Below are 19,942 nucleotides of genomic sequence, written 5' to 3'. Positions count from 1 at the left end.
TCAGGTACCGTCAAGGTACCGCCCTGTTCGAACGGCACTTGTTCTTCCCTGACAACAGAGCTTTACGATCCGAAGACCTTCTTCGCTCACGCGGCGTTGCTCCGTCAGACTTTCGTCCATTGCGGAAGATTCCCTACTGCTGCCTCCCGTAGGAGTCTGGGCCGTGTCTCAGTCCCAGTGTGGCCGGTCACCCTCTCAGGTCGGCTACGCATCGTCGCCTTGGTGAGCCGTTACCTCACCAACTAGCTAATGCGCCGCGGGCCCATCCTGCAGTGACAGCTAAAAGCCGCCTTTCAACCGAAAACCATGCGGTTTTCGGTGTTATCCGGTATTAGCTCCGGTTTCCCGAAGTTATCCCAGTCTGCAGGGCAGGTTGCCCACGTGTTACTCACCCGTCCGCCGCTAACCTAAAGGAGCAAGCTCCCTTCGGTCCGCTCGACTTGCATGTATTAGGCACGCCGCCAGCGTTCGTCCTGAGCCAGGATCAAACTCTCCAAAAAAAGTTTGTCACCAAATGCTCTTGTCAGAATCAACAGGCACGCTTTTCGTTTTGTTCAGTTTTCAAGGATCATTTTGGAGCGGGTGATGGGAATCGAACCCACGACATCAGCTTGGAAGGCTGAGGTTTTACCACTAAACTACACCCGCGCGAAAATATTTGTTTTTCTATTTAGATGATAAACACGCATTTTCCATGCCTCTTCCTCTTCCAGCATTGTTCGAGGATGTAAATGCGTCGAGGCAACTCGCAGATTATTCATTGAAGTGTCGCTCGTGGCTGAGGTTTTACCACTAAACTACACCCACATATCTTAATTTATTCATGCAATTTTGCTTTTAAGCCTATATTGATCAAAATCGGGAAGACAGGATTCGAACCTGCGACCCCATGGTCCCAAACCATGTGCTCTACCAAGCTGAGCTACTTCCCGTATATGGCGCGCCCGAGAGGAGTCGAACCCCTAACCTTTTGATCCGTAGTCAAACGCTCTATCCAATTGAGCTACGGGCGCATTCCACAGGTTTTTTATTGTAACTCACTTAAAATATGATGTCAACACTTTTTTGGTGCGGTAGAGAGGACTCGAACCTCCACGGGGTCGCCCCCACTAGGCCCTCAACCTAGCGCGTCTGCCATTCCGCCACTACCGCGAATATGCGGGTGGAGGGACTTGAACCCCCACGCCGTAAGGCGCTAGATCCTAAGTCTAGTGCGTCTGCCAATTCCGCCACACCCGCATTAAATGGTGAGCCATGGAGGATTCGAACCTCCGACCCTCTGATTAAAAGTCAGATGCTCTACCGACTGAGCTAATGGCTCATAAAAAGTAATTTCTTCTAATCTGTTTTAAAGTCGGTCAGATGTCCCTTCCTCTTCCAGCTTTCTCAAGGATGCTGGATGCGTCGGGACAACTCGCTGCTTATTCAACGAAGCCTTGCTCGTTGCTCTACCGACTGAGCTAATGGCTCTTATTATTTTTATAATAAGTGGCTGGGCTAGCTGGATTCGAACCAGCGCATCACGGAGTCAAAGTCCGTTGCCTTACCGCTTGGCTATAGCCCATCAAAAAGTCACAAAATTTATTGTAACATTTTTTGAACGCTATGTAAAGACTTTTTGTTTTGGATTTTTTAAAGTTAGAAATAGGAAGTTTTTCAACTTCCTATTTCAGCGAATATGAATGACCCGTACGGGATTCGAACCCGTGTTACCGCCGTGAAAGGGCGGTGTCTTAACCACTTGACCAACGGGCCATTTTTCATGGCGGAGAAGGAGGGATTTGAACCCTCGCGCCGCTTACACGACCTACTCCCTTAGCAGGGGAGCCCCTTCAGCCACTTGGGTACTTCTCCAAATTGGCTCCGCAGGCAGGATTCGAACCTGCGACCGTTCGGTTAACAGCCGAATGCTCTACCACTGAGCTACTGCGGAATGAAGAAAAAATTGACGACTGTAACCATTGTAATGAGCATTTATAATTTTGTCAACAGTTCATTATATATTGTTTTTCGCTACCATCCAATTAGCGACGGCTTTTATACTTTATCATATCTTTCTCCTTTTCGTCAACCATTATTTTTATAAAATTGAATTTTTCCTCCGCACTTTCCGCATAAATATCGTTCTGGGTTCATTTTTCTACGGCGAATAAAAGTGCTCATACATGATAGGCATTTATAAATATAAATAATATTATTTTTATTTTTTTCTCTTAATGGTGTGCAAAATCTAGGTGCACCTACTTTTTTTAAAAGCATTTTAAAGTCAGAGTCCCGATGCCGAAAACCTTTTCCTTCGATATGAAGATGGTAGTGGCAAAGTTCATGCTTAATAATCCCTATTAATTCGTCCATTCCGTATTGTTCATAATATTTTTTATTCACTTCAATATCATGGCTGTTTAATAAATATCTTCCGCCTGTTGTTCGAAGACGGTGATTAAAATACGCTTTGTGAACAAATTTTTTCCCAAAAAAGGATAGTGAAATTTGCTCCACAAGTTTTTGAAGCTGGTCATCATTCAATGTACTGCACCTACTTTAAAAACATGTTGAACAGGACAACAACTTAACGCATACAATAAATATTACTACATCTAATCGGACTCACATATTTTATTTTAGCATATGCTTTTTTTCTTGACCATAAAATGGCAAGCCAAAAAGAACAATACATCCAAGGAGGTATTAACCAATGCCGAATTGGCTTATAAATCAAATGAAGAAAGCATATTATGAAAAAAACGTTTATCAAATCAAGTTATTAAATCAATGCTGGTATTTCTATAGAAAAAAGCATTGCTCATAATTCAACAGCTCTCAAAGAACAGACTAACTTTTTTTCAAAATTTTTGGTTGATAGATCGTTGTTTGCTTCCATCAGCATGCAATATAAGGTTGATAAAAAAATCAGCTGTCGACTTTGCCGACAGCCGTGATTTCTGTTGTTATTTATTTAACCATTGTTAAAGCGACTCTTCCTTTATCAACATCAACTTTTTCCACCCAGACTGTCACGATGTCCCCAACCGAAACAACGTCCAAAGGATGCTTTACATATTGTTTGCTTAATTTTGAAATGTGCACAAGTCCATCCTGTTTAACGCCGATATCAACAAATACACCAAAGTCTACTACGTTTCGAACCGTTCCTTGCAGCTCCATTCCTTCTTTCAAGTCTTCAAGCTGCAGCACATCTTTTTTCAAAAGAGGTTTTGGAACTTCATCACGAGGATCGCGCTCCGGTCTCATTAAAGCATCGCATATATCCTTCAATGTATATTCGCCAATATGCAAGGCTTTTGAAGTTTCTTGAATATTCAGCGATCTGATTTTATCTTTCAACAGTTCTGTACCGATATCATCGACTGTCAATGAAAGGCTTGACAGCAGTTTTCTAGCGTCTTCATAGCTTTCAGGATGAATGCTCGTCCTGTCAAGCGGATCGTCGCCGTCCAATATTCTTAAAAAGCCGATACATTGCTCATACGTTTTCTCCCCAAGCCGTGGGATGGATTTTAAATCGTTGCGATTCACAAATTTTCCAATTTCTTCTCTCCGTTTCACAATATTATGAGCCACTGTTTTTGATAATCCAGATACGTATTGCAACAGAGACGGCGAAGCAGTATTTACGTTGACACCGACTTGGTTGACAACTGTTTCCACAACAAACGTTAAAGAGTCATGCAATTTCTTTTGGGATACATCATGCTGGTATTGACCAACACCGATTGATTTAGGATCAATTTTCACCAATTCAGCAAGCGGATCTTGAAGCCTTCTAGCAATGGATACTGCGCTGCGTTCTTCGACTTCAAGATCTGGGAACTCTTCCCGGGCTAAATCAGAAGCTGAATAAACACTTGCTCCCGCCTCGTTAACAATTAAATAATAAATATCTTCTTTTAATTCTTTTATTACATCTGCAACAAATTGTTCTGTTTCTCTTGAAGCTGTTCCATTGCCGATAGCGATTACTTCAATTTGGAAGCGTTGAATAATATCGATCAGCTTTTGTTTTGATTTTTCTATTTCATTTTTTGGCGGATGAGGATAAATCACATCAATATAAAGAACTTTTCCAGTTTCATCGACTGCCGCAAGCTTGCATCCTGTACGGTAAGCCGGGTCGATTCCTAAAACGATCGTTCCTTTTAATGGAGGTTGAAGGAGCAGTTTTCTTAAATTTTCGGAAAAAACACGAATGGCCTGATCTTCAGCTTTTTCAGTCAATTCTTTTCTAATCTCCCGCTCAATCGAAGGCTGTATGAGCCGTCTATACGCATCCTCCAACGTTTCAATTAAAATATCAGCAGCAATTGTCCTTTGATCCGAAACAATTTTTTTCTTCAAATAGGCTACTATTTGTTCTGTCGGCGGCTCGATTGCCACCCTTAAAATCCCTTCCTTCTCCCCTCTGTTTAACGCCAAAACACGATGGGGAACGATTTTTCTGATCGGTTCTTCATATTGGTAATACATTTCGAATACTTTTTTCTCATCTTTTTCTTCGTCTTTACACGTTGAGACGACCATACCTTCTTTCAACGTTTGCTCCCTTATCCATTGCCGATAATTCGGATCGTCTGAAATCCATTCTGCAATAATATCTTTTGCACCAGAGAGAGCATCTTCAACCGTATGGATTTCTTTCTCTTCATTGATGTATTTTTCGGCTTCTTCTTCAATCGATCCCGCTAGCGGCAAGGAATATATCCATTTGGCTAAAGGCTCAAGCCCTCTTTCTTTTGCAATCGTTGCTTTCGTTCCTCTTTTTTGCCGGTATGGCCGATACAAGTCTTCAACTTGCTGCAATTTTTCAGCCGCCAGTATTTCATTTCGCAAAGATTCTGTTAGTTTTCCTTGTTCCTCAATTAACCGAATAACTTCTTCTTTTCTTTTTTCAAGGTTTTGTATGTATTGCCAGCGTTCACTAATGTTTCGTATTTCCACTTCATTTAAAGCGCCTGTTTGTTCTTTTCTGTACCGCGCAATAAAAGGAACGGTGTTGCCGTCTTCAAGCAATGCAATGACATTTTGAATTTGTTTGGTGGATATTGATAATTCGCTGCTTAACATTTGAAAAATTTTCTCATTATTTAACATTCTTTAGCCTCCACTACTATTTCCATCTACATAAACATTTTATCAAAAATTTTTTCAACATAAAAAGACAACCGTTATCCATCCGATTGTCCCAACAATTAAAAAAGCTGCCCGATTATATAAGTTAAATCATCTGTCCGATCGGAAAGAAATTTATTGAAGCCTTTCGCAATCTCGTGAATAGAAGAATGATCTTTTAACGCCGTTTTAATGTTTGAAGCATAAAGGCCATCAGTGTGAATAATAAATTTTGACCCTTTTTCATATGAAAAAGTGCGGATGCGATATTTCTTCATTTTACCAGGTAAATATCCAGCGGTTGGAATTGGATAAATGTATTCCCCAGAAGGCAAATATAAGATGAAACGAACGTTTCCTACCGAGCCGTATGTAATAGTTTTGTCTACGAAATCCACTTTTAATATTCCGACTGTCGCGCCTCTTTTACCTTTTAATTTCTTATGGCACTGTTTAAAAATCTCATGTACAGTTTCCTGCTGGTATTGCTTCACCGTTTGGCATATGATTTCAGATGATTCACGCGCAGCTTGTCCACTTCCCAACCCATCTGCGACAACACAAACAAATCTATGCTCGTCCGTACAGGTGAAAAAACTGTCTCCACAATAAGCACTGCCTACTTTTCCAACCTGACATGTCAAAAATTGAATATGTTCAGTTTCTTGATATTGAATCATTGCCCTATCTCCATTGGATCAGCGTGAACAGCTTTTTTTAATTTTTTTAATGCTTGGCGCAATAGTCTGGAAACATGCATTTGGGAGATACCTAAAATTTCACCTATTTCTTTTTGACTGCGGTTATGATAAAAAGAATGTAGAATAATTTCTTTTTCTCTCTCAGTTAAAACGTGCATAATGTTTTCAATAGTCAGTTTTTGAAGAATGCGTTCAAAGCCCTCGTCTTTTTGTCCGACAAGATCTAAAATGGTGACCGCGGTTCCATCCGGTCCAGCTTCTATTGAGTGATCAACAGAAAGCGTATGATAGTTTTTGACCATTTCCATAGCTTCCAAAACTTCTTCCTCAGCTGCTCCTAAATATTCTGCTATTTCCTTGACCTTCGGAGAGCGCTCCAGCTGACTCGTCAACTGCTCCACCGCTGCATTTATTTTTGGTCCAAGTTCTTTCATTCTGCGGGGCACATGGACGCTCCACGTTTTATCCCGAAGATAGCGTTTGATTTCTCCAATAATCGTTGGAACAACAAACGCATCAAATGATTTCCCAACTGTTGGGTCGAAGCGATCAATCGCTCCCAATAAACCGATCATCCCGACCTGTACCAAATCCTCCTGATACATTTTCGAACTTGAGTACTTTTTTGCCAGTGCAACAACAATTGGCTGATAAAGTTCAATAATTTGTTCTTGTGCTTTTTCATCTTTATTTTCCTGAACTTGACGAATGAGTTCATGGATTTCGTTATTGCTTCGTTTTTGACCATGAGGTTTGTTCATTTCTCATTCGCTCCTCATTTAAAAGCTTGGACATCTTGACAGTTACTCCTGAGTTCATATCGATTGTCACTTCATCCATTAGCGTTTTAATTAGAAACAAACCTAAACCGCCCTCGCTCAATTTTTCAATCGGCATGGAAGGAGAATAAGGCCCGGTGTTTTCTTTCATTTTTGATAAATCGAAATTTTTTCCATCGTCTGAAACAGTGATCTCTAATCGATTTTCAAACAAGCTGAAGCCGATTCTCACTTCACCGTTTTCATTATGACCGTAGGCATGCTGCACCGCATTTGTACACGCTTCACTGACGGCAATCTTTAAATCTTCAATGTCATCATATGTGTACCCCATTCTATTGGCGATACCGGATAGAGTCAATCTGACAATCCCTATATACTCAGTTTTCGCAGGTATTTTCATTTCAATGTAATCAATACATTTATCCATTAATCCTCACCTTTTCTTGAAATCTCGATGATGCTGTCCAAACCGGTAATATGAAATAAGCGCTCCAGCCGCGGCGACAAATTTGTCAATTTCAGCTTTCCGCCTTGTTTTCTGACCGTTTTCAACAATCCGACAAAAACTCCTAATCCGGTTGAGTCCATATATTCAACATCTTTTAGGTTGACTTCAATAAAAGGTTCGCTTTCCTCAGAAATGGGCGCAAGTTTATTTTTTAGCGCTGGCGCAGTATAGGCATCAATCTCTCCTTTTAGATGCACATACGAAACCTTTTTTTCCTTTTTAATATCAATTTCAAGATTCATTCTGATCCCCCTCATAAAAGACAAAATCATCCATTCACTTATACCCTTTTTCGAAGCCGTTTAAACATTTTTTTCATAATGATTAAGGTGAAATCATCCCGCAATTGAAAACCTTGCATTTTCTCAAAATCTTTATAAATATTTTCTACTATTTGTTGAGCAGGCAAATGTAAATGAGCTCGGATGGCGCTCGTCACTGCAGCTCTATCAATAAATCCTTCCTTCGTTCTTGTTTCAGTTACTCCATCTGACAAAAGAATAATCATATCGTTTTGGAAAAGATTTAATTCATATTGCTCATATTTCACTTGCCGGTCAACACCTAAAACAAGCCCTTTTGATTGAAGGTCATAAAAGTGATCCTCGCTGGCGCAATAATAAAAGCCCGGTTCATGTCCTGCAGATGCATATGTAATCTTATTCGTCCGAAAATCGTACTTACCAAAAAACATGGTAATAAACATATTGACATCGATGTTTTGTTCAACAACTCTATTTAAATTTTCTAATATGTAGCTCGGATTTTGCCTTGATTCCAGGAGGCTGTCCATCGCATATTTAATCATTGATATACACAATGCTGCAGGTATGCCTTTGCCTATGACATCCGCAATCGCAACGCTCATTGTGTTTTCATGTTCTGCAAACTGGTAATAATCTCCGTTCATAATTTTGGCAGGAACGCTGATGACCCCTATGTCCAATTCTTCGACTTTTGGAATATTTGTTTGCAGCAGTGCCTGCTGTACGTTTGCTGCAATTTCAATTTCGGATTTCAGCTCAAGCTGCCTGCCCCTCAAAAATTGATGTTCTTGATAAGCCAGACCATAACCAACCATTACCTCCAATAAAAAGTCAAAGGAATCTAAAATCTTTTTTGGTATGTCTGGAAATAATTCTTTTAAAACTTTTAAATGGATGTTGATGATTTCCTCAGGCGGTATTTTATGTTCAATTGCTTTCCAACTGAAGCGCTGCCCTTCATATAAAGCTTGTTCGGTCAGTTCTTGAATGTAATTTGCTAACATCTCTTTATATTTCATTTGAATATCATCATCAAACGCCATAAAATCCTCCTAACGAAGCCATTTCACCACTTGTACAACGGTCCCTTCGCCTGTCTTTGAGTCGATATAAAATTCGTCCATTAAGCGCTTAACACCAGGCAATCCAGCCCCAAGTCCTCCTGACGTCGTAAATCCATCCTCCATTGCCTTGCGAATATCAGGAATTCCCGGCCCATGATCAGAGGCGGTAATTTTAATTCCTTTTTTTTCTTTTTCTTCAATTTTATCGATGTAAATTTTCCCACCATTTGCATAATGATAAATGTTCCTTGCTAATTCTGATATTGCGGTGGTAATCCGGGCTTGGTCCACTGCGCCGAATCCAAGTTCTTTCGCAGCATGACGACCCAATTGGCGGGCAGCCACAATATCCCATTCGTTCATAATCATTACACAGGATTGGCCATCCATTCTAATCCTCCAGCTCCTTAAGCAATTCCAGCCCTTTTTCCAAGTCAAGCGCAGTATGAATATCTTCCAGTTCAATGCCTAATTCGATCAGCGTAATAGCCACAGCAGGCTGAATACCTGTCAATACGACCGTCGCCCCCATTAACTTAGACATGTTGACACAGTCCCCTAAAATCTTGGCGATAAATGAATCAATGACATCAACGGAAGTTAAATCAATGACAACACCTGTTGCTCCTGTTTCATGAATTTTCTTTAATAAATCTTCCTGAAATTGCATCGCTGTTTTGTCGTCCAGCTCCCACTGTATTGAAATTAATAGATTATTATACAGTTTTAAAATAGGTATTTTCGACGTTTTCATCATCTGCGTTCACCCATTGAAACAATTTTTCGATTGGTCATTTCAAGCGCAGCTTCGATGCCTTTTTGAAGGGTATTTTTCGTTGTAATTTGACTTAAATCAATGCCTAGATTCACTATCGTTTGCGCAATTTCAGGGCGAATGCCGACAAGCAAACTTTTTGCTCCTACAAGACGAACTGCTTCTGCAGCTTGTATAATGTGATGGGCTACCATCGTATCCACAACAGGCACACCGGTTATATCAATCAGCACCACTTCAGAACGATATTTAACGACCCCTTTTAATAAATTTTCCATAATTCTTTTGGCACGGTCCGTATCAATCGTTCCAATCAATGGCATAACAGTGATGCTATCAAAAACCGGAATCAACGGCGCAGACAATTCTTGCAGAGCCATTTTTTGGAGATTAATGGTTCTTTCATATGAAGAGGTATATTGCAGAAATACTTCCCGATTAACCGGTGAGGTAACTTTCTCTATCTCCGATAATAATTCAAGCGGATCACTCGGTATTTGTTTCTCAAGCAATTTAGCAAATAATATTTTTTCAAAAGTATGTAAGCATTGAGCAATTTTGTCCATTGGCCAGTCAAGCTGGACAATCCGTTTTGAAAATTCATGAATTTTTCCGGAAAATTCATCTTCTTTGTTTTTGCTCCATTCGATGAGAATATTCACATATTCTGCAGCAATTGCTTGATCAATTTGATCAGACTCAGCGGAAATTGATTGAGCATCAGCCTTGTTGAAGCGATCAATCCAATCCTTCATAATCTCGTCGCGATGCATTCGGATAAATTCAACTATTTCAGAAATTTTCAGTGACATGTTGCATGTCTCCTTTCAAAAACTTTGCCTTTTCAACTTTTATAGAAAAATAAAAAAAATTATAGATATGTTCCCGTTTTTATCATTTTTCTTCCACAATATCTGCTAAGCTGTCGCATTCATTGCTTACAGCTATTTTTATAAAGGGAATGCGGCAAATCTTCCTTTCGCTTCTCGACTATGGAAGATGCTGTTTTTAAATGCTTCGTCGTTTAAAAAAGCGAATGCAGCTTGTCAGCACGTCTGTTCATTTTTGCGCAAAAATCAAAAATACCACAGTTTCGCAACTGTGGACATTTTTTCAATCTTATTTATTTTAAACATTCTACCTGCAGGCAGTCCTTTTGAAAAGATCGTTGAAATATACGTAAAAAATATTAGAAATCGATCAGGCCTAAACTGATTTGTAAGGCATCGTCCACTTTATCCATCATTTCATCATCGAGATGGGTAATTTTATCCGTTAACCGTTGTTTATCAATCGTTCTAATCTGCTCAAGCAAAATGACCGAATCCCGTTCAAATCCATATTTTTTCGCATCAATTTCAACATGAGTCGGCAATTTTGCTTTTTGAATTTGTGCTGTAATAGCGGCTACGATCACCGTTGGACTAAAACGATTCCCTATATCATTTTGGATAATTAAAACTGGACGAACGCCGCCTTGCTCTGAACCAACTACAGGGGATAAATCAGCAAAATAAACGTCGCCGCGTTTAACAATCAAAAGATTACCCCCCGCTAACTAAGCGTTCAACGGTGTGTTCAGCCTCATACTCTGCCAGAAAAGCCTCCGATGCAATATTTAGATTGATCTTCGCCATTTCCATATAACCGCGTCTCATTGACTCGCGAATTTGGCGTTTTTTACGCTCTCTCAAATACATTTTCATTGCTTGATAAATAAATTCACTTCTGTTTCCGTTTTCCTGTTTCACGATTCCATCTAATTCAGAAACAAGTGCTTGTGGCAATCGAACAATAATTTCCGTTGTTGAGCTGGATTCAGACACCAAAATACACCTCCACCGTTCCTACAAAGCCGAAATCATTTTATTCCAATATTAATATTAACATTTATATTCGTTGAAGCAAAGCCATTTTTCAAATAATTTCTTCAATATTATCGGCATTGATATGAATATTTTATTCAAGTTTCTTCATTTTTCAGTAAGCAGAGGATTTCTTATGTTTGTTTTGCCTCCATTTCTTATATAAATCCGAGGAACCCGCCAATTGATCATGCATGGAATTTCATAATTAATCGTTTCCAGCCGTTTGGCCACTTCATCAACTGAAATCATGTCATTGCCTTGTGAACCGATAAGTGTCACTTTTGTCCCGACAGGTTTTTTTTCCGGAAGCTTAATCATCAGTTGATCCATGCAAATGCGCCCGATAATAGGAACGCGCCTTCCATCGACAAGAACTTCCGAACCAGTCAATTTTCGAATCCATCCATCAGCATAACCGATTGGAACCGTACCAATCCATTCCTCCTCTTTCGCTGCGTATGTTGCTCCGTAACTTACTTTTTCCCCTTTTTTTATTTTTTTAATATGAACAATCTTTGAGTGTAAAGAAAAGGCTTCATATAACGGAAAAGGCAGCGTGCTTTTGATAAATTCCGATGGCGCCAAACCATACATGGAAATGCCAAAGCGAACCGCATTAAAAGCTTTTGTTGGAAAGCGAAGAGTCGCAGCACTGTTTGCACAATGAATAATCAAACCGTCTGTATCCACGATTTGCAATAATTCCAGGAAACGTTCATATTGCTGTTCAAAATATGCTGTATCGTGTTCGTCTGCTGTGGCAAAATGAGTGAATATGCCTTCTAATCGAAATAACTGCTGTCCCTTTATGAGCGAAATGGCTTGTTCGAATTCTTTTTTATCTCTTATTCCGATCCGTCCCATACCTGTGTCTAATTTCAAGTGGATGTTGACTGATGTTTTCCCTAAATATTTTCCCGCACTTTCCAGCCATTCAGCTGAATAGGCAGTCACACTTATCCCATTTTCTCCTGCAACTGTAACATCTTCTGGTCTTACCGCTCCTAATACGAGGATAGGGGCCTTTATTCCTGCTTGTCTCAATTTCAATGCTTCATCTAGAAAAGCGACTGCTAATTTAGCCGCACCTGCTGACAATGCTGCTTGGGCAACTTCCACATCTCCATGACCATAAGCATTAGCTTTCACAACAGCAATAATTTCAGTTTCATTCGGCAAATGTTCCTTTAATCCATGAATGTTCGCTTCAATATGATCTAAATTAATTTCTGCCCATGTATCTCGGAAATAGTTCTGCATCTTAATTTCATCTCCAACGATATCGTTTTGTTTATTTTATATCACTGTTTCTTTTTAAACAATAGTACATAAAAAAGGCGGCAGAAGATCGTTTCTTTTGCCGCTCAATTTTACTACTTCCCTGATTGGCTTTGTACAGAACGAGCAACTGCAATCATTTCTTTTTGCGTCAGTTCGTTTGAAGCGAGCATATAATCCACACCATTATATGTCCATGTTAAAGAATTGTCGGTCAGCGCCCCAACTGCAAACCCTAAATCGACCAGCTCTCCACTGACAAATTCTGAAGAGGTAACTGGTGAAACTTCCGCAAGCTCCTCAATAAGAGTAAATGATTTTTCGCCTCCGTAAGTTAATACTACTCGTTTTCCACTATCTGTATTCAGCTCCTTTTCTTGGACGAGATCGACACCTTCCGGCAAGTCTTCCTTAAGCGGATAAAGAACAGCAAATTGTTTGTTCGCTGATTGAGCCAAAACAGGAATATCCACTTGGGCATTGGACATCGTTTTTTCTATTTCAAAGGCATTTTTATCAAATTTTGGATTCGATTCAAAATTGGAAAATTCAACAGAAACAAGCGCATTCCGATCAACATCCATCACTTTCACATATGAAGGTGTCAAATTTTTCTTATGAAATGCAATTTTTTGGTATGGGAGCATTTGATTGTTTTGATAATTGGTTTTTGTTTCAAATACATAGTTCTTTTCCCCGACTTCGAATTTCGCTTCTTTATCCTTCAATATATCTTGGACAAGCGATTCATACAGGTAAGCTTGACTCGAATTTTGCGGCCAATTGCTTTGGAAACGGAAGCTTTTGTTCAAAGCAGGAGTCAGAACAAATACCCCATCATCATTTCTTAAAATAATTTGGCTTTGATCCCTGTCATCATTTTTTAATAGCACTCGATAATAATGGGGCTTTTTGTGCCAAATTTCCACTTCATACACATGCGGCTCTTCCGCTGTTTTGATCGTCATTTTGGCGTTCACCTTATAGCCTTTTAATTCTTCAATTTTTTTGTTCAATGCACTTGAAACGTCTTCTTTTGATTTTACGCCACATGCAGATATTAATCCCACAAAAAGCAGACAGACAATCACGAGCTTTACGCCTCTCGTCAAATTTTTCAACCCCTTTGCCTCAATTAGCGTCACTAGGAAGTTTTGAAGAGTCAGTGAACAATTTCTGACTTGTCTCCCCTACCGCATTACAACTATATGAGGCAAGGTCAGCAAATATGCAGACTAGCTTGACAGGCTTTCAATGATTACTTGCGCAGCAGCAAAATTTTTTGAATGAGTGATTGTCACAAACACCCGGTCTGATGTAATATTTTGCACAATGATCGGTTTCCCTTTTTCATCATGTAAAATTTCAATATCTAAAAAGCCCACTGTCTTTCCGATTCCTGTCCCTAATGCTTTGCTAAATGCTTCTTTAGCGGCAAATCTGCCTGCCAAAAACTCCAATTGTCTTGAATCCCGCAATTTATTAAAGATTTCCTTTTCGCGAAACGATAAGATTCTGTCAATAATGTTGGATCTCCGCTCCATAATATCTTTCATCCTGTCCATTTCAACGATATCAAGTCCAATCCCAACGATCACACCATCACATCCCTTTAATTTTCTACTGTACTATTTATAAATTGAAAATCATACAAATGATTATAGAATACTTGTCCTGTTGAAAAGGAGAATTCACATGTTTCGCAGAACAGAAAGCCTTCACACTTTTATTCGCCTTTATCCTGCTGTCACGATCATAAGCTGCATACATGTTGTGTTATGGATTATGATGAAACTTTCTTTCCCAATATTTACGCTTCTATTTTCTTTTTTAACCGGATACAATGCAGGGGTTCATTCAGGGGAATGGTGGCGGCTCATTACACCAATTTTTTTGCATACTAGCTTTTCCCATCTTTTGTTTAATACAATCACACTTGTTATTTTTGCCCCGCCGCTGGAACGAATGGTAAAGTCAATTTATTTTCTGGTCATTTACAGTGCATCAGGCATTATAGCCAACATTGCAACCTATTTGATCATGCCAATGGATTATTCTCATGCAGGAGCTTCAGGGGCGATTTTTGGCATTTTGGGCACGTACATGTTCATCTGTTTTTTCCGAAAGGAATATATGGATCAAAAAAACTCTCAAATGATCTTAACGGTTACAGCCATAGCTCTCGTACTGTCCTTTATTGATGCCCATATCAATGTAGTTGCACATGTAACAGGACTTCTGGCTGGATTTTTGCTAGGTAAAGTGTTTGTCCGCAAAAAACCAAGCTTCATTCATTATACGTATTATCATCAACCGGTTCGGCAGGAAGGAATGAAATTATTTTTCAAAAAATGGTCGATATGGATTTTTGTTTTCGTTTTTATACTTGCGGCTATTTTATATGTGTTGTAAAAATTTAAATCACTCCCATCCACATGAGAGATGGGAGCTTCTAAACTTGTCCTTCACTTCTTCTTGAAAACCATTTATAAATTTCCATTCCGTCCTTTTCCTCGAGGTTTTTAACAGCAAAAAAGCTTCCAGTAGACTTGGAAATAATACTGCACTGAACAGAAGTCAGATCTTTTTGTCTCTGAAAATAGGATTGTTTCAATTCCAATGATTGAATCCGCTTTTTTTCGAAAAAGACGGTTGTCTTATTCAACACGCGGAAAGACAGCGTCAATTCCTTTCCATTTAAATACCAACCTGTATCTTTATATTGAAAATATCCGAGCACCAGTGCAAAAGGAATGAGAATAAGTGATAAGTAGCCCCATGGTTTAAAAAACAAGCATAAAGGGACGGCTATGAGAAGTGATAAAATCAGCATACGGAGCAAAAATCTGGACAGCGCACGCCGCGGAACCGGGTGCAGTGTCTCGTTTATCGTCAAATGGAAAAAGCTTTCAACCTTTTCTTTAACTTGTTTCTTCCGAATTAACGGAAACAAAATGGTCTCGACATCCTTGTCACTTCCGCCTCCCGCCGATTCAATATGTACAGTTGCATATCCAAAAGGCTGGCGCAGCCAATTTTCTGTTACTTTAATTGCTTGAATACGATCTATTGGTATAGAAATCTGTTTTTTTTCAAAAATGCCACTTGAAATAATAATTTGTCCGGCTTCTTCTCGAACTGTAAAATCTCCGTACTGGAGTAAAACCCCGATAAAGCTTATAATCCACGCAATGATCAAACCAATCAAACATAAGATGACAATCATCGTCACACTTGCATGGACAATCCATTCCAGCTTGTCAAATATTTTTTCGTACGGAATAATTTCATCAAATTGGCTTAAAAAGGCTACGATTGACAGAGCAACCCCTAAGCCGCTTGAAGTTGCTGCAGTAATAAGCAGTTCGTTAAAGCTTATTTTGTAAAGAACCCTTCCTTCTTCCAGTTTGTCTTGCTCTGCTTCTCCTTGTGCTATTTGTCTTTTTTGCTCCTTGATGATTGTCCGAATCTGTTCTGCCTCTTCTTTCCGTATGGCGCTAAGTTCAACCTCTGCTTCGCCCATGCCGCCCGCTGTTTCGATTTCAAGCTTCACTACACCGAAGAGGCGCTGGATGAAACCGGCGGTTACATTTATGGATTGAATTCTTTCAATCGGTATATATCGATTTTTTTTTAAAAAAACGCCCTGCTCAACACGAAATTCATTTTCTTCAATGCGATAAGTAAATTTCAACCAATTTAACACACTGGAAATGATCGTGAGTATAAGTGCTAGAATCGTTCCGATCAATAAAAACGACCGGATGTTTCCTATGTTTGTGACAAACAAGAAAATATTCGTTACTATAATTTCTTTAATCGCCTTCGCAATTTTCACTAAAACAGCTACGGGATGCAATCTTTTCTGATCATACATCATCCTTCGCCTCCCGTGCCAATTTCGAGATATAATCGCGAAGCTGATCCGCTTCTTCCATTTCCAGGGCAGGAATCTCGTGAACCGTTGCTGCAGTGGAAATAGTTACAGTCGCCAAGTTATATTTTCTTAAAATCGGCCCTTGTGAGGTATCTACATGCTGAACTCTCACCATTGGAACAAGCACACGGGTAACTGTAAACAATCCATGCTGCAAATCCAGTTCATTCTCATGAACTTCATATCGCCATATTTTCAACCGAATATTTGGAAAAATGAAAATGGAACAAATAGAAGACACCAACCAAATAATTGCCAATATAGGAATAATCCATTTCGGCCAGTTGAAAAAAAATATCAATAAAGATATGCCTATGATCACCAGCAACTCAACGATGCTCCAAATAGCCGCAGTGATCTTCCATACAGTAACAGCTTTAGGACTAATGCGATTTTGTGGTTCGCGCCGCAAGTTTTTCCCTCCCTTGTCTCCTTCTGTAAAAAATTACGTTTCATTTAGGCAAAAAGTTTCAAATATATAAAAAGGAGGCAGCTCCAAGTTTTGGAATGCCTCTTTTTCCATGTCTGATTATTCTTTTTCATTCCAATTATTTTGGGCTAGCCGATCCTTTTGTCGATCTTGCTGAATGAAAGGAGCGTTTCCGTCCAACCCGTTTGTTTTTTAAATCAAGCTTTCGTTTATTTCTGCTTTTTTCTTTCTTCATAGGGAGAGGAGGTTCCTCCGTCAATTTTACAGGTGTCGTATCCGGCTCCTTCGTTAACATTTTAATAGCTGCTGCAAGCAATGGGACGGAATCATATTTTTCCAATAGCTCCGCAGCAAAATTTTTATACTGATCTAAATTTTCAGTTTCCACTACAGAGCAAATTTTTTCGACCGTCATTTTTTGTTTTCCTACTAGTGCTTCATCTAAAGTAGGAGGACGCATTCGATCCATTTTTCTTTTTGTTTTATGCTCAATGGTTTCCAAAATACCGCGTTCCCTTGCGGTTATAAACGTCATCGCTTTTCCTGACTTCCCAGCCCGTCCTGTTCTTCCAATTCTATGCACATAGCTTTCAGGGTCTTGAGGTACATCAAAATTATATATATGGGTGATACCAGATATATCAAGCCCTCTGGCTGCTACGTCTGTTGCAACAAGTACATCAATGGCCCCATTTTTAAATTTGTTCAAAACAGATAAGCGTTTCGCTTGGCTTAAATCGCCATGAATTCCTTCTGCTGAATAGCCGCGGACATTTAATGCTTCAGAAAGTTCGTCCACTCGGCGCTTTGTCCTGCCAAACACAATCGCAAGCTCCGGTGATTGCAGATCAAGAAGTCTTGTCAAAACGTCAAATTTTTGTTTTTCAGGCACTTCTAAATAATATTGCTGCACATTTGGAACCGTTACTTCTTTCGCTTTTACACGGACATGAGTCGGATTTTTCATAAAACGTTCTGCAATTGATTTAATTGGACCAGGCATTGTCGCAGAAAATAGAAGGGTTTGACGCTCCCTAGGAATATTTGAAAGAATGTGCTCAATATCATCAATAAACCCCATGTTGAGCATTTCATCCGCTTCATCTAAAACGACAGTGTGCACAGAATCAAGCCGCAGCGTATTGCGCCGTATGTGATCCAATAACCTTCCAGGTGTTCCAACAATGATGTGGGGCGGCTTCTTCAAAGCCCGAATCTGCCTGGAAATGTCCTGGCCTCCGTAAATCGGCAATACTCTTGTCCGTTTATCATAACCGATTTTATATAACTCTTCTGATACTTGTATAGCAAGTTCCCGTGTTGGAGCTATCACGATCGCTTGAACAGCTGAATCATGAACATTAATTTTTTCTACTAAAGGGATGCCAAAAGCTGCTGTTTTTCCTGTCCCTGTTTGCGCTTGTCCAATGATGTCTTTATTGTTCAAGCCTAAAGGGATCGCCTGCATTTGAATGGGAGTCGCTTCTTCGAAGCCCATTCTTTTTATTGATTTTAACAGCTCCGGACTCAACCCGAACTGGTGAAACAAATTTGTCAATTTTTCCAAACTCCTTTAAGACTTTTATTAAGCGCTGCTGGATAAAAAGGCTCTTGTGCGTATTTTCTAGAAACTGTAAGCTTATCATAGTCGTGAGAATCAGTGTAAACTCCGATTTTTGCTGGAAAGTACGCATAGGGATTTTTATCCATTCACCGCAGGTGTTATCGTACCATTTCCATCAATCTATTTCAACTTACCGCACTATAGCTAAAAAAGCATAAAAACAAAAGCACAAGCAAAATGATGTTTTATTTTATTCTTCCATTAATGCATGAACAACATCTTCCAGCTTCATTCCTCTGGACGCTTTCACTAACACAAGATCTTTTGAGCCTGCAGCTTTCTTTAATTCATGAATTAGTTCATCTTTGTCAAAAAACACATGAATTTTTCTTTCATCTATAACTTTCTTTGCACCAACGGCAATTTCTTTTCCGAGCTTTCCAAATGTAAAGAGGTGATCAATTTCTTGATCAGACAGCATCATTCCTACTTCTTGATGAAGTTCAACTTCTCTTTCGCCAAGCTCCAGCATATCCCCTAAGACAAGAATTTTTTGCGAATATCCTTTTAGACCATGGACTAGATCAATGGCTGCTTTCATCGCTGTAGGATTCGCGTTATATGCATCATTTATGATGGACAGACCGTTCTTCGTTTGAATCAATTCAAGTCTCATGTTTGTTATTTTCAAATCGCGAAGCCCTTTTTCAATACGATCCAGTCCGATCTTTAGGAGTTCTCCAACAGCGATCGCTGCCAATGCGTTTAAAACATTGTGGCGGCCTAAAACAGGGATAAAAAAAGGCTGTTCAGCTATATTGGCGCGAAACCGTGTTCCTTCACCCAACAGCTCCATTGATGTCGGAAAAAGATTATTGTTTTTATTTTCTCCAAACGTTACGGTTTGACATGAATAATCTTTTTTTAACAAAGGCTCATCACCATGATAAATGAGTGTTCCATTCTCTTTTAAACCCTTTATAATTTCAAGCTTTGCTTCCGCAATCCCTTCACGAGAGCCTAAATCTTGTAAATGAGCATCGCCGATATTGGTAATGACGGCTATATCAGGACGTGCAATTGATGATAATAATTCAATTTCTCCCTTAGCGTTCATGCCCATTTCTAATACGGCCACCTCTGTATCTTCAGGCATATCTAATATTGTTAAAGGCAGACCGATATGGTTATTGAAATTCCCTTTCGTTTTATGCACGCGATACCGAGTGCCCACAACCGATGCGATCATATCTTTTGTCGTTGTTTTGCCATTAGAGCCTGTAATCCCTACTACTTTTGGGTTTACTGCCAACAAATAGTGAGAAGCAATCTGCTGCAATGCTGCCAAGGTATCGTCGACAATGATCAATGGTTTGTCTTGCTGCGGATTCGGGACTGATCTAGACCATAAGGAGGCATGAGCACCATTTTCGAACGCTTTCTCGACAAAGTCATGTCCATTAAACTTTTCGCCAATAATGGGTACAAATAAGTTTCCTTTACGGACATTCCGCGAATCAGTCGTTACCCCTTCGATGGTAATCTTCTCAAATTCCTCTTTTAATTCTGCGTTGTTTGCCATCTGCTTAATTGCTGATAATTGCCGTTTTATCATGCTTTTTTGTTCTCCTTTCAAAAGGCG

At 39.6% G+C, this 19,942-nt stretch carries 21 protein-coding genes, 10 tRNA genes and 1 rRNA gene (1 of these 32 only partly in view); 2 read left to right on the top strand and 30 right to left on the bottom strand.

The annotated features are described in order from the left end of the window. The 12 genes from NSU02_RS02220 to NSU02_RS02165 form a co-directional block, all read right to left on the bottom strand. Nucleotides 1-500, bottom strand: a 16S ribosomal RNA gene (locus tag NSU02_RS02220); it reaches 1,054 nt to the left of the window's first position. 74 nt (nt 501-574) lie between these two features. Next, nucleotides 575-648: transfer RNA gene (locus tag NSU02_RS02215), tRNA-Gly, on the bottom strand. Nucleotides 649-858: 210 nt separating this feature from the next. Continuing rightward, nucleotides 859-932: transfer RNA gene (locus NSU02_RS02210), tRNA-Pro, on the bottom strand. A gap of 4 nt (nt 933-936) precedes the next feature. Then, a tRNA-Arg gene (locus tag NSU02_RS02205) sits at nt 937-1,013 on the bottom strand. A 53-nt stretch (nt 1,014-1,066) separates the two neighbouring features. Further along, nucleotides 1,067-1,152, bottom strand: a tRNA-Leu gene (locus NSU02_RS02200). 5 nt (nt 1,153-1,157) lie between these two features. Continuing rightward, nucleotides 1,158-1,239, bottom strand: a tRNA-Leu gene (locus NSU02_RS02195). A 6-nt stretch (nt 1,240-1,245) separates the two neighbouring features. Next, nucleotides 1,246-1,321, bottom strand: a tRNA-Lys gene (locus NSU02_RS02190). Between the two features lie 168 nt (nt 1,322-1,489). After that, nucleotides 1,490-1,564, bottom strand: a tRNA-Gln gene (locus tag NSU02_RS02185). 119 nt (nt 1,565-1,683) lie between these two features. Next, nucleotides 1,684-1,755, bottom strand: a tRNA-Glu gene (locus NSU02_RS02180). 8 nt (nt 1,756-1,763) lie between these two features. Continuing rightward, a tRNA-Ser gene (locus tag NSU02_RS02175) sits at nt 1,764-1,854 on the bottom strand. Between the two features lie 4 nt (nt 1,855-1,858). After that, nucleotides 1,859-1,933: transfer RNA gene (locus tag NSU02_RS02170), tRNA-Asn, on the bottom strand. Between the two features lie 134 nt (nt 1,934-2,067). Continuing rightward, the gene (locus tag NSU02_RS02165) at nt 2,068-2,526 is read right to left on the bottom strand and encodes a SprT family protein (protein ID WP_063388239.1); all 459 of its coding nucleotides are present in this window, start codon (nt 2,524-2,526) and stop codon (nt 2,068-2,070) included. 169 nt (nt 2,527-2,695) lie between these two features. Here NSU02_RS02165 and cmpA point away from each other — a divergent pair, with 169 nt between their 5' ends. After that, nucleotides 2,696-2,809 carry a cortex morphogenetic protein CmpA gene (cmpA, locus tag NSU02_RS02160; RefSeq protein ID WP_094245000.1) on the top strand — a complete coding sequence of 38 codons (114 nt, stop codon included), beginning with the start codon at nt 2,696-2,698 and terminating at the stop codon, nt 2,807-2,809. A 143-nt stretch (nt 2,810-2,952) separates the two neighbouring features. Here cmpA and NSU02_RS02155 read toward each other — a convergent pair whose 3' ends face one another. The 14 genes from NSU02_RS02155 to acpS all read right to left on the bottom strand — a co-directional run bounded on the left by NSU02_RS02155 (nt 2,953) and on the right by acpS (nt 13,967). Then, nucleotides 2,953-5,109 carry a Tex family protein gene (locus tag NSU02_RS02155; protein WP_339194051.1) on the bottom strand — a complete coding sequence of 719 codons (2,157 nt, stop codon included), beginning with the start codon at nt 5,107-5,109 and terminating at the stop codon, nt 2,953-2,955. Between the two features lie 98 nt (nt 5,110-5,207). After that, entirely contained in the window at nt 5,208-5,807 is a 600-nt protein-coding gene (locus tag NSU02_RS02150) for a PP2C family serine/threonine-protein phosphatase (protein ID WP_063388237.1), read from the bottom strand. Then, nucleotides 5,804-6,589, bottom strand: coding sequence for an RNA polymerase sigma factor SigB (gene sigB / locus NSU02_RS02145; protein ID WP_063388236.1), 786 nt, complete (start codon nt 6,587-6,589; stop codon nt 5,804-5,806). Before sigB ends, NSU02_RS02150 begins: the two co-directional genes overlap by 4 nt. Beyond that, nucleotides 6,555-7,037 (bottom strand): anti-sigma B factor RsbW, encoded by a 483-nt coding sequence (rsbW, locus tag NSU02_RS02140; protein ID WP_063388235.1) that lies wholly within the window; start codon nt 7,035-7,037, stop codon nt 6,555-6,557. Before rsbW ends, sigB begins: the two co-directional genes overlap by 35 nt. Next, entirely contained in the window at nt 7,037-7,360 is a 324-nt protein-coding gene (locus NSU02_RS02135) for an anti-sigma factor antagonist (protein ID WP_339194049.1), read from the bottom strand. The genes rsbW and NSU02_RS02135 overlap by 1 nt, the downstream gene beginning before the upstream one ends. A 38-nt stretch (nt 7,361-7,398) precedes the next feature. Continuing rightward, the gene (locus NSU02_RS02130) at nt 7,399-8,427 is read right to left on the bottom strand and encodes a PP2C family protein-serine/threonine phosphatase (RefSeq protein WP_339194047.1); all 1,029 of its coding nucleotides are present in this window, start codon (nt 8,425-8,427) and stop codon (nt 7,399-7,401) included. Between the two features lie 9 nt (nt 8,428-8,436). Next, nucleotides 8,437-8,838: an anti-sigma regulatory factor gene (locus tag NSU02_RS02125; RefSeq protein ID WP_063388232.1), complete on the bottom strand. Its 402-nt coding sequence runs from the start codon at nt 8,836-8,838 to the stop codon at nt 8,437-8,439. 1 nt (nt 8,839) lies between these two features. Further along, on the bottom strand, nt 8,840-9,202 hold the full coding sequence (locus NSU02_RS02120; protein ID WP_063388242.1) for an STAS domain-containing protein: 363 nt from the start codon (nt 9,200-9,202) through the stop codon (nt 8,840-8,842). Then, on the bottom strand, nt 9,202-9,978 hold the full coding sequence (locus tag NSU02_RS02115; RefSeq protein ID WP_339195638.1) for an STAS domain-containing protein: 777 nt from the start codon (nt 9,976-9,978) through the stop codon (nt 9,202-9,204). The genes NSU02_RS02120 and NSU02_RS02115 overlap by 1 nt, the downstream gene beginning before the upstream one ends. 434 nt (nt 9,979-10,412) lie before the next feature. Further along, nucleotides 10,413-10,763, bottom strand: coding sequence for a type II toxin-antitoxin system endoribonuclease NdoA (gene ndoA, locus NSU02_RS02110; protein ID WP_063388230.1), 351 nt, complete (start codon nt 10,761-10,763; stop codon nt 10,413-10,415). A gap of 4 nt (nt 10,764-10,767) precedes the next feature. Beyond that, nucleotides 10,768-11,049 (bottom strand): hypothetical protein, encoded by a 282-nt coding sequence (locus NSU02_RS02105; RefSeq protein ID WP_063388229.1) that lies wholly within the window; start codon nt 11,047-11,049, stop codon nt 10,768-10,770. A gap of 147 nt (nt 11,050-11,196) precedes the next feature. Then, nucleotides 11,197-12,351 (bottom strand): alanine racemase, encoded by a 1,155-nt coding sequence (alr, locus tag NSU02_RS02100; RefSeq protein ID WP_339194044.1) that lies wholly within the window; start codon nt 12,349-12,351, stop codon nt 11,197-11,199. A gap of 113 nt (nt 12,352-12,464) precedes the next feature. Further along, nucleotides 12,465-13,481, bottom strand: coding sequence for an outer membrane lipoprotein carrier protein LolA (locus NSU02_RS02095; protein WP_201108609.1), 1,017 nt, complete (start codon nt 13,479-13,481; stop codon nt 12,465-12,467). Between the two features lie 123 nt (nt 13,482-13,604). After that, on the bottom strand, nt 13,605-13,967 hold the full coding sequence (acpS, locus tag NSU02_RS02090; protein ID WP_063388226.1) for a holo-ACP synthase: 363 nt from the start codon (nt 13,965-13,967) through the stop codon (nt 13,605-13,607). Between the two features lie 97 nt (nt 13,968-14,064). Between acpS and NSU02_RS02085 the strand changes: the two genes are divergently transcribed. Beyond that, nucleotides 14,065-14,781, top strand: coding sequence for a rhomboid family intramembrane serine protease (locus tag NSU02_RS02085; RefSeq protein WP_339194041.1), 717 nt, complete (start codon nt 14,065-14,067; stop codon nt 14,779-14,781). A gap of 40 nt (nt 14,782-14,821) precedes the next feature. Here NSU02_RS02085 and NSU02_RS02080 read toward each other — a convergent pair whose 3' ends face one another. The 4 genes from NSU02_RS02080 to murF all read right to left on the bottom strand — a co-directional run bounded on the left by NSU02_RS02080 (nt 14,822) and on the right by murF (nt 19,915). Next, entirely contained in the window at nt 14,822-16,249 is a 1,428-nt protein-coding gene (locus tag NSU02_RS02080) for a PH domain-containing protein (protein ID WP_063388224.1), read from the bottom strand. Then, complete coding sequence (locus tag NSU02_RS02075; protein ID WP_063388223.1) at nt 16,239-16,718, bottom strand: PH domain-containing protein; 480 nt, start codon at nt 16,716-16,718, stop codon at nt 16,239-16,241. Before NSU02_RS02075 ends, NSU02_RS02080 begins: the two co-directional genes overlap by 11 nt. A 136-nt stretch (nt 16,719-16,854) precedes the next feature. Beyond that, entirely contained in the window at nt 16,855-18,234 is a 1,380-nt protein-coding gene (locus NSU02_RS02070; protein WP_339195636.1) for a DEAD/DEAH box helicase, read from the bottom strand. A 316-nt stretch (nt 18,235-18,550) separates the two neighbouring features. Then, the gene (gene murF, locus NSU02_RS02065; protein ID WP_339194038.1) at nt 18,551-19,915 is read right to left on the bottom strand and encodes a UDP-N-acetylmuramoyl-tripeptide--D-alanyl-D-alanine ligase; all 1,365 of its coding nucleotides are present in this window, start codon (nt 19,913-19,915) and stop codon (nt 18,551-18,553) included. Between the last annotated feature and the right edge of the window lie 27 nt (nt 19,916-19,942).

The sequence above is a fragment of the Aeribacillus sp. FSL W8-0870 genome (genome assembly GCF_037963755.1).
GTDB classification, from domain to species: domain Bacteria; phylum Bacillota; class Bacilli; order Bacillales; family Aeribacillaceae; genus Aeribacillus; species Aeribacillus composti.
The sequence above is the reverse complement of the archived record's forward strand: the minus strand, read 5'-3'. Positions and strand labels throughout refer to the sequence as shown.

Coding starts and splice junctions, on each gene's coding strand:
- NSU02_RS02080 (WP_063388224.1), bottom strand. CDS start 16,249: ATGATGTATGATCAGAAAAGATTGCATCCCGTAGCTGTTTTAGTGAAA.
- NSU02_RS02125 (WP_063388232.1), bottom strand. CDS start 8,838: ATGGATGGCCAATCCTGTGTAATGATTATGAACGAATGGGATATTGTG.
- cmpA (WP_094245000.1), top strand. CDS start 2,696: ATGCCGAATTGGCTTATAAATCAAATGAAGAAAGCATATTATGAAAAA.
- NSU02_RS02155 (WP_339194051.1), bottom strand. CDS start 5,109: ATGTTAAATAATGAGAAAATTTTTCAAATGTTAAGCAGCGAATTATCA.
- NSU02_RS02150 (WP_063388237.1), bottom strand. CDS start 5,807: ATGATTCAATATCAAGAAACTGAACATATTCAATTTTTGACATGTCAG.
- sigB (WP_063388236.1), bottom strand. CDS start 6,589: ATGAACAAACCTCATGGTCAAAAACGAAGCAATAACGAAATCCATGAA.
- NSU02_RS02135 (WP_339194049.1), bottom strand. CDS start 7,360: ATGAATCTTGAAATTGATATTAAAAAGGAAAAAAAGGTTTCGTATGTG.
- NSU02_RS02130 (WP_339194047.1), bottom strand. CDS start 8,427: ATGGCGTTTGATGATGATATTCAAATGAAATATAAAGAGATGTTAGCA.
- alr (WP_339194044.1), bottom strand. CDS start 12,351: ATGCAGAACTATTTCCGAGATACATGGGCAGAAATTAATTTAGATCAT.
- NSU02_RS02115 (WP_339195638.1), bottom strand. CDS start 9,978: ATGAAGGATTGGATTGATCGCTTCAACAAGGCTGATGCTCAATCAATT.
- NSU02_RS02070 (WP_339195636.1), bottom strand. CDS start 18,234: ATGGGCTTCGAAGAAGCGACTCCCATTCAAATGCAGGCGATCCCTTTA.
- NSU02_RS02085 (WP_339194041.1), top strand. CDS start 14,065: ATGTTTCGCAGAACAGAAAGCCTTCACACTTTTATTCGCCTTTATCCT.
- NSU02_RS02120 (WP_063388242.1), bottom strand. CDS start 9,202: ATGAAAACGTCGAAAATACCTATTTTAAAACTGTATAATAATCTATTA.
- murF (WP_339194038.1), bottom strand. CDS start 19,915: ATGATAAAACGGCAATTATCAGCAATTAAGCAGATGGCAAACAACGCA.
- rsbW (WP_063388235.1), bottom strand. CDS start 7,037: ATGGATAAATGTATTGATTACATTGAAATGAAAATACCTGCGAAAACT.